Here is a 15,509-nt window from a genome sequence, read left to right on the forward strand (position 1 = left end):
TGGACTAGGGGAGGTATCCTCGTGGAAGAGATGAAACGGCCGGAGGATTCTACCGTCCAGGCTGAACAAAAACAACCAAAATCGGCGATTCGAGAAATCGCTGAAGCGGTCTTAATCGCCGTCGTGCTTGCTTTTGTCATCCGGTTCTTTTTGTTTCAGCCCTTTTACATCCCATCAGGCTCGATGGAGCCCACCCTCATGCCGCTGGATCGGATTATCGTCAGCAAGGTGAACTATTATTTTAGTGAGCCAAAGCGGGGCGATATCATCGTCTTCCGGTACCCTTTGGATGAAAGCCGCGACTTTGTCAAGCGGGTCATCGCCCTTGGCGGTGAGACAGTGGAGATTCGCAACAATCAATTGTATGTAAACGGAGAGAAAATCTCTGAACCATACCTTCCTCCGCTGAAAATGGAGGACTTCGGACCAAAGGCAGTTCCAGAGGGACAACTCTTTGTCATGGGTGATAACCGCAACCATTCTGATGACAGCCGCCGCTGGGGTTTTGTGCCGAGGAATAACATCATCGGCAAAGCGGTATTTTTATACTGGCCTTTAAATCGGATTCGCACAACGGAGGGCATCTAAGTTGAGCGGGATACAATGGTATCCAGGACATATGACTCGAGCACGGCGTCAGGTAGAGGCCGACTTAGCCAAGGTGGATTTGGCGCTGGAACTCGTCGACGCCCGCGTACCTGTGAGCAGTCGCAACCCTGATATCGATCGGATACTCGGCCAAAAGCCGCGGATCATCTTGCTAAACAAGTCTGATTTGGCCCACCCGGCGGCCACCCAGAAGTTTGCTGAGAGTTTCCGCAGCCGCGGGATTCCGGCCTTGTCCGTCGATGCTGCTTCGGGAGAGGGAGTGAAAGCGATTGCTCCCGCTGTAGAACAGGCCTTGCAGCAGCTGTTGCAGCGATGGCAGCAGCGGGGGATGCGCCCTCGGCCTTTCCGGGCCATGGTGTTGGGAATTCCCAACGTGGGCAAGTCGTCGTTGATCAACCGTTTAGCCGGTCGGAGAAGAACCGTAACGGCGGATCGTCCCGGTGTCACTCGAGGACCGCAATGGGTGAGCATCGGACAAAAGCTGGAACTGCTCGATACGCCCGGTATTTTGTGGCCTAAGTTTGAAGATCCTACGGTCGGCTTAAAACTATCGGCTACAGGAGCGGTCAGCGACCTGGTCGTCGATGTGCAGCATGTCGCTTCCTATATCCTGCAGGCGATTCGGGATAAGGCGATTGAAACGCTGCAAGAACGGTATAGTCTGAACGTCTTGGAAGTGCCCGAAGCGAGTTGGCTCGATGCGGTAGCGAAACGGCGCGGATTTTTGCTTTCCGGCGGAGTCTATGACCGGGAAAAAGCGGCCATTCAAGTCTTAGGAGATTTCCGGGCTGGCAAATTGGGCCGGTTCACCCTCGACGAAACGGAATAAATAAAACGGAAAAAATAAAGCACCCTTAACGCAAGGGTGCTTTTTGTTATTGCTTTTGGATCTCTACCAATGGGACAATAGAGTAGCCTCGTTCTTTAATCGCCGTCATCATATCTTCCATCTGGTCGACGACAGCTTTCGAATTGCCATGAAGTAAAATGATAGCACCTGGGTGAAGCTGGCTGAGGACATCGTCGTAGACCTTGCGCGGAGAAGAGGACGGAAGCCAGTCGACGGAAGAGATGCTCCAAAAAACCGTTTGATAACCGAGGCTTTTCGTCGCATCCAAGCTAGAGCGGCTAAACTCCCCTTTGGGTGGACGGAGAAATTTGGCCGCATAATCACTGCCGGAAGCTTCTTGAATATCCCGGTGGAGAGACATGATCTCCTCCGTCAGTTTATCCTGGGAAAGTTCAGGTAAACTGGGATGATTCCAAGTGTGATTCCCTATTTCATGGCCTTCAGCGATCATGCGTTTCAATAAATCCGGTTGTGTCTTGACCCAATGTCCTGTTAAGAAGAAGGCAGCTTTAGCGTTGTGCTTCTGCAACACATCAAGAATTCGCGGCGTGGCGCCCTCCAATTCGTATCCCATATCAAAGGTGATGGAAAGGACCTTCTGTGAGCCGCTCCCTTTATAGATGGCGTTGTATTCCTTCAACAAGTCCTGCTGCCACTGTGGAACATAGGGCGGTTGCTCATCTTTAGAACGGACAAATCCCCAGCCGTATTTTTTATGAGGATCTTGAACGTTTGGATTGTTCGCAGGCGCATTTTCGGGGGAACTGTTTTCTAAGAGATTATACTCGAGGGAGATATATTCCTTGGGGGGACGTAAAGGTTGCAAGCCCATAAACCCGATAATACCTACAAGAGATAAAATCAAAGCGACTTTTAGTGCAATATTTTTCAAGGGACACCTCCATTCCCGTTCGGCTATCAGAAGATAGTTTGTCTAGGCGGGAATGAAGCTATGGGAGGTATCTTAAGGACGCGCAGGTGTTCCTTTCCAACGAATTAGGGAGATGAAGAAGTTGTCAAAGAGCAGTCAACAGTTACAAGATGCCTGGTTTACGACAGAAACAAAGTTAAGGGAGAAGGGATTCCTACGGATTGCCGGCGTCGACGAAGCAGGCCGCGGTCCCCTCGCTGGTCCTGTCGCTGCAGCAGCCGTCATCTTACCGCCCTTTTGCCGCATTGAGGGATTAAACGACTCCAAAAAGCTCAGCTCTGCTCGAAGAGAGCGACTCGCTCAGGAGATCCGGTGCCAAGCCTTGGCTTGTGCAGTCGCCGTCGTCTCAGCGAGGGTGATCGATCAAATCGGCATACTCCCGGCTACCTTTCGGGCTATGGCCTTAGCTATCGGCAACTTAGGTATCCAACCTGATTATCTCTTCATCGATGGCAACCTACCCCTTCCCCAGTATAAGGGTACACAGGAAACACTCGTCGGTGGCGACGGGTTGGCTGCACCGGTGGCCGCTGCTTCGATCCTCGCGAAAGTCACCCGCGATCGTCTGATGGTCCGTTTTGGTCAGATTTTTCCCGGTTACGGCTTTGAAAAACATAAAGGCTACGGCACAGTAGCCCATCGAGAAGCGATCATTTTACGGGGGCCCACTTTGATTCACCGCACCTCTTTTCTACACATCGACAAATGGGAGGAGGAATGACCCTTGACGATGGATGTCACCCAAGTGGTGCTGCGATCTTTACTTTCGCAGATGTCGCAGCGAAACAGCGGCGAAGGCAGCGAATGGAAGATCGGCGCCCTCCTCAAAGGGATAGTCTTGGAAATGGTTCTTCCAGATACCTATACGGTAAAAATGGACGGAAAAAAGCTGTCCCTGCAGTCGCCGTACCCACTGACGGAGGGACAAGAGATCGAATTGGAGATACAGGGAGTCAACGAAAAACAGATCCAAGCCCGCCTCATCCCGCCAGGACAGAAAGAGCTAGCGGGAGAAAGAACGTCTTTGGTGCTTCGTCAAGTCGGTATCGATGACAATGCCCAAAACCGGACGATCTTTAAAGCCCTTACATCGGCTATGTTGCCGTTGAGCCGAGAAAACTTTCAGCAAGCAGCCCGGGCTATGACGGTGATGGGCAAACAGGATTTAGGTACAGCCCAGATCGCTGCCTTTGCGTTAAAAGCAGGATTACCTCTTGACAGCGATTTGCTGCAGATTCTGCAGCGAGTTTTTACGGATCCCGATCCTATCCAAGGGCTGCAACGATGGATCAACGATACCAAGCAACTCTTGCAAGGACAAGGCCAACAATCCCAAGCTCTTAGCCAACTGGAAAAAGTCCTACAACAGTTTCGACTCAGCCCTGATGATGGAACGGCTGAAATCGCGCAAAAGTTGGAGAGCCTCTTCAAAAATCAACAGATGCTTGGGAAAAGCACCGTCTCATCGCCGACAGCTTTACTGGGAAAAGAGGCTATGACTGGTCTTTCCGACGGTCAGAAGTCGTCTGTACCAGATCCGAATGCAACGTCTTTTCTCTCAATAAAAGCCGATCAAGAGAAGAAAACCGGTTTCTTTGCTCCCGCATCGACAAATTACCTGACAAGAAGGGAAACCGAAAGAGTCGGACAACAGGCTGGCGGTCCCGCTCAAACTGCATTGATCGATCAAGAGGGTGACGGGAGAGAGCATTCCCGGATCGACTCATCAAAAGGAGAAAAGGCCTCAGGTCAACAAAACCTAATTGAAACTGGAGATAAAAATTCAGGAACCCTTGCCAAGCATGCTTTATCGGGAGAAGAAAAAAGTTTGCTTCCATTGATCAGCCGGGCCGTTAAAGAAGTAGAACAATTGTTCAACTTGCGGGGAGCCGAAAGAGCGGAAGTGCTCGCCAATGGTGCTGTTGTGGAAGAACAGTGGGCCGGTCAGCAAATCCTGCAGGGGCTGAACAAAGGAGTCCACGGTACTAACGACTATTTGTATTTTTCGATTCCCTATCGTCATAGAGACGGGAGTGAAGGCAACGGTCAGTTGAGGGTATATAAAGATGGGAAAAACCGTACATTGGATCCGAAAAACCTCAGGCTTGCTCTCGTTTTAGATACAGAACATCTAGGTCCTATCGCAATCGAACTCGCTTTGCGGCAGCAGGACGTGATCAGTAAAGTCACCGTGAAAGATGCAGATATCATCAAAGAAGGCATGGACGCTTGGCCGGAACTTCAGAAATCCCTGTCAGAACAGGGCTTCCGGCTGCATAGTGCCGATTGGAAGGTAGGTACCCCGCCCGATCTAAGTCCGCAACCGAGAAGCGTCGTCATACCGGCAGAACCTGGACAAATCAACATTCGCATTTAGATAGTACAAAGGGGGATGATTTTATGGCCGAACGTGACAGTGGCGATGGTGAAGCAGGTAAAAAAGGACTGGACAAGGCCGTCGCCCTTAAGTATAATCCTGCCGTTGATGATGTTCCAAAAGTGATCGCAACCGGTCAAGGACACCTGGCCCGTCGAATCTTAGAAGTCGCCAAAGAAAAAGACATCCCGATCCATGAAGATCCCACGCTGGTCAATCTGCTGGCCAAGCTTGACCTGGGTTCCGAGATACCGCCGGAATTATACCGGATGGTGGCAGAGGTTTTAGCCTTCATCTACCGTCTCGATCGTCGAGTGGCAGAAAATAGTGAGAAATGAAGATATTTATCGAACAAGGGACTATGTATTATATTTCCCGGTTTCCTGAATGTATACATGGACAGGGCCGGGTTTTTGCTTTAATATGAACAGGGAACGTCGATTCTATGTAAAAGGTTTATAATCCCCACTAATATTTCATTATTGTGGAAGGGTTTTTTCCGAAAACGCAGAATAATAAACTTTTGGGATCTCGTCTTTTGGTCAGCTCTTCCGTTTTTTTCAAATATGATCACACAGGAAGGAGGGAACAAGGTTGTTGAAAGAATACTTGGGCATCAGTTTGTTCCTGGCCGCCGGTTTCGTTATCCCTATTGCTGCGTTTCTCGTCTCCCGGCTGTTTCAGACCCGGAGAACCAGCCGGGTTAAGGCCGATCCCTATGAGTGCGGTATGGAAACGATCGGGGACACGTGGGTCCAATTTAAATCAAACTACTTTCTTTACGCCTTGGTGTTTGTGGCCTTTGATGTAGAGACCGTATTCCTCTATCCCTGGGCCGTCAAGTTCCAGCAGCTGGGAACCTTTGCATTTGTGGAGATGTTCATCTTCATCGCTATCTTAGTGGTAGGTTTCTGGTATGCCTGGAAGGAAGGAGCTTTGGAATGGAAATAGGCAAAAACGTCGACGTTCTTAACGACGCCCAAGTCCAGGAACTCGTCCAAAAGAACATCATCATGACCAGTCTTGAGTCTGTCTTTAACTGGGCCAGAGGCAACTCCTTTTGGCCCTTGTCTTCCGGGTTGGCCTGCTGCGCCATTGAGATGATGGCCAGCGCAGGTCCGCGCTTCGACATTGCTCGCTTTGGTTACGAGGTATTCCGACCTTCTGTGCGGCAAGCGGACTGCATCATCATCGCTGGTACTGTGACCTGGAAAATGGCACCAGCCTTGGTGCGGCTATATGAACAGATGCCGGAACCGAAATGGATCTTGGCCATGGGTTCTTGTGCCTGCACCGGAGGACCTTTTGTGGACTCCTATGCGGTTGTACCCGGCGTGGACAAGATTCTTCCGGTAGACGTATATATTCCCGGCTGCCCGCCTCGTCCGGAAGCCTTGATCGACGGATTCTTGAAACTGAAAGAAAAAGTACAAAACCCAACCAAAGTGGGGTTAAAGCATGGCAATTAATCTGTTAGACCGGTATAATCCGGAAGAATTGAACGCCAAGCTGGGGACAACTGTGGAGGTCGTCGGCGAAGGCGTGAGCCGAGCCCTAGTCGTCACCAAGGAAAACCTCATTCCCGTCATGGAAAAGTTGTGTAAGAGCCCCGAATGGGCTTTTGATATGTTATCCGATATCTCGTCGGTCGACCGCAAGGAGGCCGGCTTGGAAGTGGTTTATCAACTCTTTTCCATAAAGCACAAGTATGACCTGCGCGTAAAATCGATTATCCCTAGGGATGAGGCGCAGGTTCCCACGGTGACGAGCATCTGGCCGGGCGCTAACTTTATGGAACGAGAAGTCTACGACCTGATGGGTGTCGCTTTTCCAGGACACCCGAACATGACTCGATTGCTGCTACCGGAGGAGTTCGAAGGGCACCCGCTGCGTAAAGACTTCAAGCTCCAACCCAGAGCTTAGGATAGGGTGAGGTGAGACCTTTTGCAAACACAAAAATATGAACTGAATATGGGTCCTCAGCACCCTTCGACCCACGGGGTGTTGCGGATTCTCTTAGAACTGGACGGGGAGATCGTCGTTAAGGCGACACCGATTATCGGATATCTTCACCGCGGCATTGAGAAGATCTGCGAAAACAAAACCTATGTGCAGACGATCCCCTTTACCGACCGGATGGACTACCTGGCTGCCATGGGCAATAACTTAGGCATCTCCCAGGCCATCGAAAAGCTGATGGGCGTAACCGTGCCGGAGAGGGCTGAATACATCCGGGTGATTATGGCCGAATTGTCTCGAATCGCCTCCCATATGATCTGTATCGGTAGTTTGGTGATGGACATCGGCGGTGTGACCGGTTTTACCTTCTGCATTCGCGACCGTGAAGAGATTTTAGAACTGTTCAACCGAGCTTGCGGAGCTCGCATGACCTTCAACTACATCCGTGTCGGTGGTGTCTCTCAAGACCTTCCGGAGGGATGGGTTGATGCCTGCTGGAAGTTTGTCAACAACTTTGACAAAGTGATGGAGACCTACAACAACCTGATCGTTGGCAATGAGATCGTACAACTTCGCTTGAAAGATATCGCCATTTTAAGTGCAGAACGAGCCATCGCCATGTCAGCAACAGGTGCCGTCCTGCGGGCCAGTGGTGTCGACTATGACGTCCGCAAAGCCGATCCCTACGGCATTTATGACCGTTTTGATTTTGACGTTCCCCTCGGTCAAAAAGGAGACAACTGGGACCGCTTCATGCTCCGCTTTTACGAGATGGAGCAGTCAGTTCGGATCATCAAACAGGCGCTGGAGCAAATGCCTGAAGGACCGGTCATGGCCAAGGTCCCGAAGGTGATCAAACCACCTGCTGGCGAAGTCTATCACCGTGTCGAAAACGCGAAGGGTGAAATCGGCTTCTATGTTGTCAGCGACGGGACAACCAAACCGTACCGCTGGCATGCCCGCCGCGCTGCCATGGTCAATTTGCAGCTCTTAGACGAACTTTGTCACGGGAACAAACTGGGCGACGTCGTCGCGATTCTCGGTACCCTGGACCCCGTTCTGGGTGAGGTAGACTGTTAAGGGAAGGTGGGGGATGTTACTGTGAACGATTCGAATATTTTTATGCTCATCTCCAGCTTCTTGCGGTCTTTACTAAGCCCGTTGTTGGGGAATGATGCTACCGACCTGTCCATCTACGTCGTTGGACTGGTCGGCGTAATCATCGTCGTGTTTACCAACGCGGTCATTCTAGTTCTGATGGAACGGAAAGTGGCCGGTTTTATGCAGTCCCGGTTAGGTCCAAACCGTGTCGGTCCCTGGGGTATTCTCCAAACGGTGGCCGACACGCTGAAACTCTTAAGTAAGGAAGATTACCAACCGCGGGAAGTTGACAAGTGGGTCTGGGCTTTGGCTCCGGCGCTGCTGTTCATCCCCGCTTTGGGCGCTTATGCAGTCATTCCTTTTGATAATCAAGCCGTTCCCGTCGACTTGAATATCGGTATTTTCTACTTTATTGCGCTCTCCTCGCTGTCCACACTGCCTTTCTTGATGGCCGGATGGGGTTCCAACAACAAATATTCTATGCTCGGCGGCATGCGGGCTGTAGCCCAGATGATCAGTTACGAGATCCCCTTGATCTTCTCTATACTCGGAGTCATCATGCTGGTCGGCTCCTTACAGATGTCTTCCATCGTCGAGGCTCAATCGAAAGTCTGGTTTGTCTTGTTGCAGCCGGTGGCCTTTGTCATCTATGTCATCGCCGCTACGGCGGAAACGAACCGTACGCCTTTTGACCTCGTCGAGTGCGAAGGGGAAATCGTTGCCGGTCCCTTTACCGAATACTCGGGCATGCGCTGGTCCATGTTCTTCTTGGCCGAATATGCCAACTTGTTTGCCGTATCGGCCATCGCTACCACACTGTTTCTTGGGGGCTGGCAGCCCTTGCCGTTGCCCGGGGCACTCGGAGATATTCTGCAATTCATCCCCGGTTGGATATGGTTTGCGGCGAAAACCTACTTCATGATCTTCGTATTCATGTGGTTCAGATGGACCTTCCCCCGTTTTCGGATGGACCAACTGATGTCCTTTGGCTGGAAAGTGCTGCTGCCCCTGTCTCTGGCAAATATCCTGATCACCGGTGTAGGTATTTACTTCTACCGTGTGATGATAGGAGGGTAAACGATGCAGGGTATAGGCTTACTCAAAGGGATGTTCGTCACGATCCAAGAGTTCTTCCGTAAACCTGTTACGGAAGAATATCCGGATGTGATGCCCGACCTGGGAGATCGGTTCCGAGGCGGCACGATCAAGCTGAAGACAAGCAAGTGTATCTCCTGTGGAATCTGCATGAACTCCTGCCCGAACGGTTCGATTAAATTGACCAGTGTCAGAGACGAGAACAACAAACGTCATCTGAGCACCTATGTTCACGACTCTGGTTTGTGCCTCTACTGCAACTTGTGTATCGAATCTTGCCCGGTCAAATGTATCGATTGGACGAATGAATTCGCCTTCTCCGGTTATAGCCGTGAGGATCTGATCTTCGATTGCATCGACTTGGCAAAAAAACGGGGTTATGATGTCCCGGAAGTGAAAGCGACTCCGGAAGCCGGGGAAAAGGGGTGACAAGCCGTTGAATGACTTTATCTTCGCAGCTGCCTTTTATGGCCTGGCGGGAATGACGATCTTGTCAGCGGCCGGTGTAGTATTCCTGAAAGACATTGTTCACAGCGCATTGATGTTGGCATTGTCCTTCATCGGTGTGGCTGGACTTTACGTCCTGCTGAACGCCGATTTCCTGGCAGCCGTTCAAATCCTCGTCTATGGCGGCGCCGTGGCGATCTTGATCGCCTTCGGCGTCATGCTGACACGCCGTAGAAACATGAAAGAATCCAACCCGAACAACCGTTGGGTGATCTATGCATCCTTCGTCTCAGCCGCCTTCTTCGCCATCTGCGGCTGGGCTTTGATTGGAACAGACTTCAAACCGGTCGGGCAACAGGTGAATCCTGAAGCCGCCGTAGAAGGTCTCGCGTCACTGCTCTTGGGAGACTATGTGGTGGCCTTTGAATCTGCAGCTGTCTTGCTCCTGGTAGCTTTGGTCGGCGCGATTATCCTTGCGAAGGGGGCGAAAGAAGCGTGACCATAGGATTAACGCATTTTCTGCTCCTCGGAACGGCTCTGTTCTGCCTCGGTTTGTATGGCCTTCTGTCGAAACGCAATGCCATCGCGATTCTGATGGGAATCGAATTGATGCTGAACGCAGTCAACATCAACCTGATCGCCTTCAATAAATATGTGGCGGCCGGGAGTTATACCGGTCAAGTATTTTCTGTGTTTGTCATCGTGGTAGCCGCAGCTGAAGTGGCCGTAGGTCTGGCTCTTGTCCTTGCCATTTACAAGGATCGTCTCAGCACAAATGTGGATGACCTCGATTGGCTCAAATGGTAACCATGGAGCACAGCGACATCCGGAAAGTAAGGTAGGTGTGGCAAAGGAATGGATTTTGCCCTGTTTAGTCTGAATAATGCCTGGCTGATTCCGCTGCTGCCCTTTATGGCCTTTGTGCTGATCGCGTTTGTTTTCAAAAATATGGAGAAGACAGCGTCGACAACGGCCATCCTGTTCAGCGGGACTTCCTTCCTTATCGCGTTGGGAGTGGTCACTGCTGTACTGCAGCGCCCGGAACTGATAGAAAATCCCTTTGTAAAAGAAGTCCGATGGTTTTCCATGCCTGGGTTGCATATCACCATGGGACAATTAATCGACCCAGTTGCGGCGATGATGCTCTTCGTCGTTTCTCTGGTGGCAACCTTGGTCATGATCTACTCCACCGGGTATATGCATGGAGACCCTGGGTATACACGGTTCTTCGCATACCTCTGTCTCTTTGCGACATCCATGCTCGGTCTCGTCATTGCGACCAACTTGCTGCAAATGTTCATCTTCTGGGAACTGGTAGGTCTTTGTTCTTACCTGCTCATCGGTTATTACTATTTCAAAGACTCCGCCCGAGAAGCAGCCAAAAAAGCCTTTATGACGACTCGGATCGGTGACTTTGGCTTGCTACTGGGGATTATGTTCCTGCAACTCAACTTCGGTACCCTGGAGTTCACTGAACTGGCCGACAAGCTTCCTGCTTTCGCAGTAGCTCATCCGGCTCTCGTGACACTCATGGGCATCCTGGTCTTCATCGGTCCCATTGGTAAGTCCGGTCAGTTCCCGCTGCACGTCTGGTTGCCGGACGCGATGGAAGGCCCCACGCCGGTCTCCGCCTTGATTCACGCCGCAACGATGGTCGTCGCCGGTGTTTATCTGGTGGCCCGCGCGTTCACCCTCTTTGAAGTATCTCCCGAAGCGATGCATGTTATTGCCTACATCGGTGGTTTTACGGCCTTCTTTGCCGCATCGATTGCGCTGACGCAACGGGAAATGAAACGGATTTTGGCTTATTCCACCGTATCTCAGTTAGGATACATGATGATGGCTTTAGGTGTGGGCAGCTTAACTGCATCCATGTTCCACCTGATGACTCACGCCTTCTTCAAAGCGCTCATGTTTCTCGCTGCCGGTTCGGTCCTTCACGCCCTCCATGGCACAACAGACATCTTTGAAATGGGCGGCCTGAAAAAGAAAATGCCCTACACGACGGCCTTCATGTGTATCGGCCTCGTAGCCATTGCCGGGGTGCCGCCTTTCGCCGGGTTCTGGTCGAAGGACGAAATCCTGTTGATGACCAAACTGCACGGATTCACCGACCTTTACTATCTCGCGTCGTTGACGGCTTTCATGACCGCCTTCTACATGTCCCGGATGGTCTTTACGGCTTTCTTCGGCAAAGAGAATCCTCATAACCATCCTCATGAATCTCCTTGGAGCATGCTGTTCCCTATGTCGGTGCTGGCAGTTCTGGCTTGTGTCGGTGGTCTCGTTGGCACACCCTGGACCGAGCATGGCTTCGGCTACTGGGTTCGCTACGGTGAACTCCACCATCCCGAGGTGGATTGGACCGTCATGGGTGGTTCCGTTCTCCTTGGCCTAGCTGGTATGAGCTTAGCTTGGATCATCTATGGGGCAAAACTGATCGATGCGAACAAGCTGGCCCGCCGGGCAGGTTTCTTGCACACCTTGTCTTATCGTAAATTCTTCATCGATGAAATCTATCAATGGATCAACAAGGTCATCGTTGACGGAACAGGCCGATTCCTCTACTGGATCGATATTCACGTCGTCGACGGATTTATCGACGGTCTTGCCGACGGTACCGGTTGGTCTGGCAAAATGTTGCGCCGCGTACAAACTGGTCAAGTACAGGTGTATGCGCTCATCTTCTTTGCTGCTGTAGTATTCATCGCTGTCATCATGGGGCTGATGGGAGAAAGCTCTGCCATGGCCTTGATCGGAGGTGGAAAGTAAATGGGCTTCCCGTTGCTGACCATCGCGCTGCTGGCGCCGATCATCGGGGCCTTGGTGCTGGTGTTTATCCCCAAAGACGAGCATAAAATCGTCAAAGCCATCTCTGCCTTTGTTATGGCCATATCCTTGGGGTTAACCTTGGTAGCCTATTTCGGTTACGACTTTGCTAAAGGCGGTATGCAGTTTACGGAAGATATCGTCTGGGTAAAAGAACTCGGTGTAACCTATGCCATGGGTGTAGACGGTATTTCCTTGCCCATGCTGCTGCTGACCAACTTGATCGGCTTCAGTGCCGTCTTCGCCTCTTGGAATGTAGAAAAACGTCCGAAGACCTTCTTTATCCTGTTGCTCCTGCTGATCGCCGGGGTTATGGGAACCTTCATCGCGCGCGACCTCTTTATCTTCTTCCTCTTCTATGAAGTGGTCGTCATTCCGCTCTATATCATGGTTATCATCTGGGGCTCCAGTAAGCGGGTGACGAAAGAGTATGCCGGTATGAAGCTGACCATCTACCTGCTGATCGGTTCGGCCTTCCTGCTGGTAGGGCTCATCGCCATCTACCTGAACGCCTATCCGGTGGGACAACGGACATTCATGATCGATAAGCTTTCTGCGGCAAGTTACAGCGAACCTTTCCAAATCTTCGCTTTTGCCCTTTTAGCGGTCGGTTTTGGTTCTCTCTTGTCCATGTTCCCCTTCCACTCCTGGTCCCCTGACGGTTATGCTGGTGCTCCGACGGCCGTCTCCATGATCCACGCCGGCGTCTTAAAGAAGATCGGTGGTTATGGTCTGATTCGTGTCGGTTTGTTGGCCTTACCTTTGGGAGCGAAGTTCTGGGCGCCTGTCATCGCGTTCCTCGCCGTCTGTAACGTAGCTTACGCAGCGATGATCGCTTTGGCTCAGAAAGACTTGAAATATGTTATCGGTTACTCATCGGTCAGTCACATGGGTTACGTGCTCATCGGTCTAGCTGCCCTAAACGTGATTGGCATCAACGGTGCTGTCGCCAACATGTTTGCCCATGGTGTGATGTCGGCGCTGTTCTTCTCCATGATCGGTTACGTCTATGAGAAAACCCATACCCGTTATATCCCCGACCTGGGCGGTCTGGCTCACCAGATGCCTCGCGTAGCCATCGGTTTTATGATGGCTGGTATGGCCTCCCTCGGTCTGCCTGGTTTGGTTTCCTTTATCCCAGAGTTCACCATCTTCGTCGGATCCTTTGCCGTCTATCCCACCATGGCCATCATCGCCATCGCCGGGATCATCATCACCGCATTGTATACGCTGCGTGCCCTGGCCAATGTGCTCTTTGGCCCTCGCCGTCCTGAATTCGACCACTATCCAGACGCGAAAGGACCGGAAATGGTTCCTCTCTTGGTTCTCGGATCTGTTCTTGTCTTGGGTGGTATCTTCCCGCACTTGATTCTTGACATGGTCAACTCGGGAGTCGAACCGCTGGTTAGCGCGATGATGGCCAAACTGGGCGCCGCTGCAACGATTGGAGGTGGATTCTAGCATGAATATGAGCCTGCTTTCCACCGAGATACTGACAGCGGTTTTAGCTTGCGGCTTGCTGATTTTATGCTTGTTATCCCCCAACAAGGAAAAACACCGGGGGATCGGCTATGCGACCCTCTTCGGTTTGCTGGCGATTCTGGTGACGACCTTCTTTCAATACGGTATCAATGAGACCACTTTCCATGAGTTGTGGATTCATGACGATTATTCCGTATTTATGAAGGAACTGTTCCTCGTCGCTGCCATTTTAGTCACCTTGTCCTCTATTGATTTCGTAGACACACTGCCCCGGTTCCGGAGCGAATATTATTCCCTCATCGTCTTTGCTGCCCTAGGTATGATGGTGATGGCTTCGGCCAACGATTTAGTCACGATCTACGTGGGCATGGAATTGATGACGATCACCTTTTTTGTGCTCGTCGCCTACGTTTTAGGTAACGGTCGTTCGTCCGAAGCTGGAGTGAAGTACCTGCTCCTCGGCGCTGCCTCATCGGCAGTTCTGCTCTTTGGTATGAGCTTGCTCTACGGTTTGACCGGTACGACAGTCATCCCGGAAATGATGTCAAAGTTGCACTGGAGCCCAGCTCTGGTGATCGCCGTCGTGACCTTGATCGCTGGTTTTGGATTCAAGATCTCAGCGGTTCCGTTCCACATGTGGTCCCCCGATATCTATGAGGGGGCACCGACGCCGATCACCGGTTATTTGGCGGTAGCCTCGAAAGCGGCTGGTTTTGCCGTACTTGTTCGGGTCTTCATTGACGGACTCCCGCTGCAAAACGGCGTTGACTGGCTGACGGTTATGTCCGTCCTGGCCGGTATCACCATGGTGATCGGTAACGTCGTCGCCATTCCGCAGACCAACATCAAGCGGATGCTCGCTTACTCTTCTGTGGCGCAAGCTGGTTATCTGCTCGTCGGTTTGATGTCTGCTGACGCTGCCGGCGTAAAAGGCATTCTTTTCTACGCCATGCTCTATGTGGTCGCGAACATGGGCGCCTTTGCCGTCGCTATCGTCGTCGCGAAGGAACTCGGTACCGAAGAGATTCCCGACTATGCCGGTCTGGCGATTCGTCAACCCCTCTTGGCTTCCGTCATGACCATCAGCCTGCTCTCTCTGGCCGGTATTCCGCCTTTGGCCGGTTTTGTCGGTAAACTGTACCTCTTCTCCGCCATCATGGATAAAGGGGTCTTATGGCCGGCTTTTGTAGGCTTTGTCATGTCGATGGTCTCTGTTTACTACTACTTGAATGTAGCCTTGTACATGTGGCGGGATGAGCCGAAAGACAACCGTCCCATTCATGTGCCCGGTGCGATTAAATTTACAGTCCTCTTCGCTATGGTGGCTACGGTATTCTTCGGAATCTACCCGGGCCCCTTGGCCGAAGTGGCTACGATGGCCGCAAAATCCTTGTTCTAAGTCTTTGCAAATGAATGGGAAAAGCCGGAGCAAATCTGTCGTTTTGCTCCGGCTTTTTTCAGACAAAACAAGGAGTAGGGAGATGGTTTTTAATGAGTCTGCCAAAAATCCTGAAAATAGCTAGTTTGCTGGTTATGCTGCTCGGCGTAGTGATGAGCATTAATGTAGTCAACAGTACTCAAGAGCTTCAAAATACTCCCGGTTACCAGTCTGCCAAACTAGCTGTGCAAAACAACCCGAATGATCAAGCTGCACAAGCGGAATTGGCGAAATTTGAAGCGTCTATCGAAGAGACTTATAACCAAAAAGCGGTTTTGATGTGGATTTATTTGCTTTCCGGTTCTACCGGTTTTGGAGTTCTTTTTACGCTCAGTAATTATCTGAGTAAGAGGGAAGACGAGGCACAAGCGAGATAGGTATGTATCGGTTG

The 15,509-nt window shown here is 51.3% G+C and carries 18 protein-coding genes; 17 read left to right on the forward strand and 1 reads right to left on the reverse strand.

Translation table 11 applies throughout. From position 1 onward, the window contains the following. Positions 1-30: 30 nt before the first annotated feature. Positions 31-588 carry a signal peptidase I gene (gene lepB, locus GJ688_RS01660; protein WP_155474950.1) on the forward strand — a complete coding sequence of 186 codons (558 nt, stop codon included), beginning with the start codon at positions 31-33 and terminating at the stop codon, positions 586-588. A 1-nt stretch (position 589) separates the two neighbouring features. Continuing rightward, complete coding sequence (gene ylqF, locus GJ688_RS01665; protein ID WP_155474769.1) at positions 590-1,438, forward strand: ribosome biogenesis GTPase YlqF; 849 nt, start codon at positions 590-592, stop codon at positions 1,436-1,438. Between the two features lie 46 nt (positions 1,439-1,484). Here the strand turns inward: ylqF and GJ688_RS01670 are convergent, their stop codons facing one another. Further along, the gene (locus GJ688_RS01670) at positions 1,485-2,351 is read right to left on the reverse strand and encodes a polysaccharide deacetylase family protein (RefSeq protein WP_155474770.1); all 867 of its coding nucleotides are present in this window, start codon (positions 2,349-2,351) and stop codon (positions 1,485-1,487) included. Positions 2,352-2,472: 121 nt separating this feature from the next. On the opposite strand from GJ688_RS01670, the gene GJ688_RS01675 reads away from it, so the two are divergent. The 15 genes from GJ688_RS01675 (at position 2,473) to GJ688_RS01745 (ending at position 15,495) form a co-directional block, all read left to right on the forward strand. Continuing rightward, positions 2,473-3,111 carry a ribonuclease HII gene (locus GJ688_RS01675; protein WP_235910648.1) on the forward strand — a complete coding sequence of 213 codons (639 nt, stop codon included), beginning with the start codon at positions 2,473-2,475 and terminating at the stop codon, positions 3,109-3,111. Positions 3,112-3,114: 3 nt separating this feature from the next. Continuing rightward, positions 3,115-4,767 carry a flagellar hook-length control protein FliK gene (locus GJ688_RS01680; RefSeq protein WP_155474772.1) on the forward strand — a complete coding sequence of 551 codons (1,653 nt, stop codon included), beginning with the start codon at positions 3,115-3,117 and terminating at the stop codon, positions 4,765-4,767. Between the two features lie 23 nt (positions 4,768-4,790). Beyond that, a complete protein-coding gene (locus GJ688_RS01685; RefSeq protein ID WP_155474773.1) occupies positions 4,791-5,105 on the forward strand; it encodes an EscU/YscU/HrcU family type III secretion system export apparatus switch protein in 315 nt (104 codons plus the stop codon). 313 nt (positions 5,106-5,418) lie between these two features. Further along, positions 5,419-5,718: an NADH-quinone oxidoreductase subunit A gene (locus GJ688_RS01690; RefSeq protein WP_407928929.1), complete on the forward strand. Its 300-nt coding sequence runs from the start codon at positions 5,419-5,421 to the stop codon at positions 5,716-5,718. After that, on the forward strand, positions 5,709-6,236 hold the full coding sequence (locus GJ688_RS01695; RefSeq protein WP_155474775.1) for an NADH-quinone oxidoreductase subunit B: 528 nt from the start codon (positions 5,709-5,711) through the stop codon (positions 6,234-6,236). The genes GJ688_RS01690 and GJ688_RS01695 overlap by 10 nt, the downstream gene beginning before the upstream one ends. Next, positions 6,226-6,690, forward strand: a complete 465-nt coding sequence (locus tag GJ688_RS01700) for an NADH-quinone oxidoreductase subunit C (protein ID WP_155474776.1) — start codon at positions 6,226-6,228, stop codon at positions 6,688-6,690. Before GJ688_RS01695 ends, GJ688_RS01700 begins: the two co-directional genes overlap by 11 nt. 21 nt (positions 6,691-6,711) lie before the next feature. Continuing rightward, positions 6,712-7,806: an NADH-quinone oxidoreductase subunit D gene (locus tag GJ688_RS01705; protein ID WP_155474777.1), complete on the forward strand. Its 1,095-nt coding sequence runs from the start codon at positions 6,712-6,714 to the stop codon at positions 7,804-7,806. A 21-nt stretch (positions 7,807-7,827) separates the two neighbouring features. Continuing rightward, positions 7,828-8,904, forward strand: coding sequence for an NADH-quinone oxidoreductase subunit NuoH (gene nuoH / locus GJ688_RS01710; RefSeq protein WP_328597285.1), 1,077 nt, complete (start codon positions 7,828-7,830; stop codon positions 8,902-8,904). 3 nt (positions 8,905-8,907) lie between these two features. Beyond that, positions 8,908-9,351, forward strand: a complete 444-nt coding sequence (locus GJ688_RS01715) for an NADH-quinone oxidoreductase subunit I (protein WP_155474778.1) — start codon at positions 8,908-8,910, stop codon at positions 9,349-9,351. A gap of 52 nt (positions 9,352-9,403) precedes the next feature. Continuing rightward, a complete protein-coding gene (locus GJ688_RS01720; RefSeq protein WP_207708731.1) occupies positions 9,404-9,868 on the forward strand; it encodes an NADH-quinone oxidoreductase subunit J family protein in 465 nt (154 codons plus the stop codon). Continuing rightward, on the forward strand, positions 9,865-10,176 hold the full coding sequence (gene nuoK / locus GJ688_RS01725; RefSeq protein WP_328597286.1) for an NADH-quinone oxidoreductase subunit NuoK: 312 nt from the start codon (positions 9,865-9,867) through the stop codon (positions 10,174-10,176). Before GJ688_RS01720 ends, nuoK begins: the two co-directional genes overlap by 4 nt. Before the next feature lie 48 nt (positions 10,177-10,224). Beyond that, complete coding sequence (nuoL, locus tag GJ688_RS01730) at positions 10,225-12,141, forward strand: NADH-quinone oxidoreductase subunit L (RefSeq protein WP_155474780.1); 1,917 nt, start codon at positions 10,225-10,227, stop codon at positions 12,139-12,141. Further along, complete coding sequence (locus GJ688_RS01735; protein ID WP_155474781.1) at positions 12,142-13,659, forward strand: complex I subunit 4 family protein; 1,518 nt, start codon at positions 12,142-12,144, stop codon at positions 13,657-13,659. Between the two features lies 1 nt (position 13,660). After that, complete coding sequence (locus GJ688_RS01740; protein ID WP_155474782.1) at positions 13,661-15,079, forward strand: NADH-quinone oxidoreductase subunit N; 1,419 nt, start codon at positions 13,661-13,663, stop codon at positions 15,077-15,079. A 92-nt stretch (positions 15,080-15,171) separates the two neighbouring features. After that, the gene (locus GJ688_RS01745) at positions 15,172-15,495 is read left to right on the forward strand and encodes a hypothetical protein (RefSeq protein ID WP_155474783.1); all 324 of its coding nucleotides are present in this window, start codon (positions 15,172-15,174) and stop codon (positions 15,493-15,495) included. Positions 15,496-15,509: the final 14 nt, after the last annotated feature.

The sequence above is a fragment of the Heliobacterium mobile genome, assembly GCF_009720735.1.
Classification (GTDB): Bacteria; Bacillota; Desulfitobacteriia; order Heliobacteriales; family Heliobacteriaceae; genus Heliobacterium; species Heliobacterium mobile.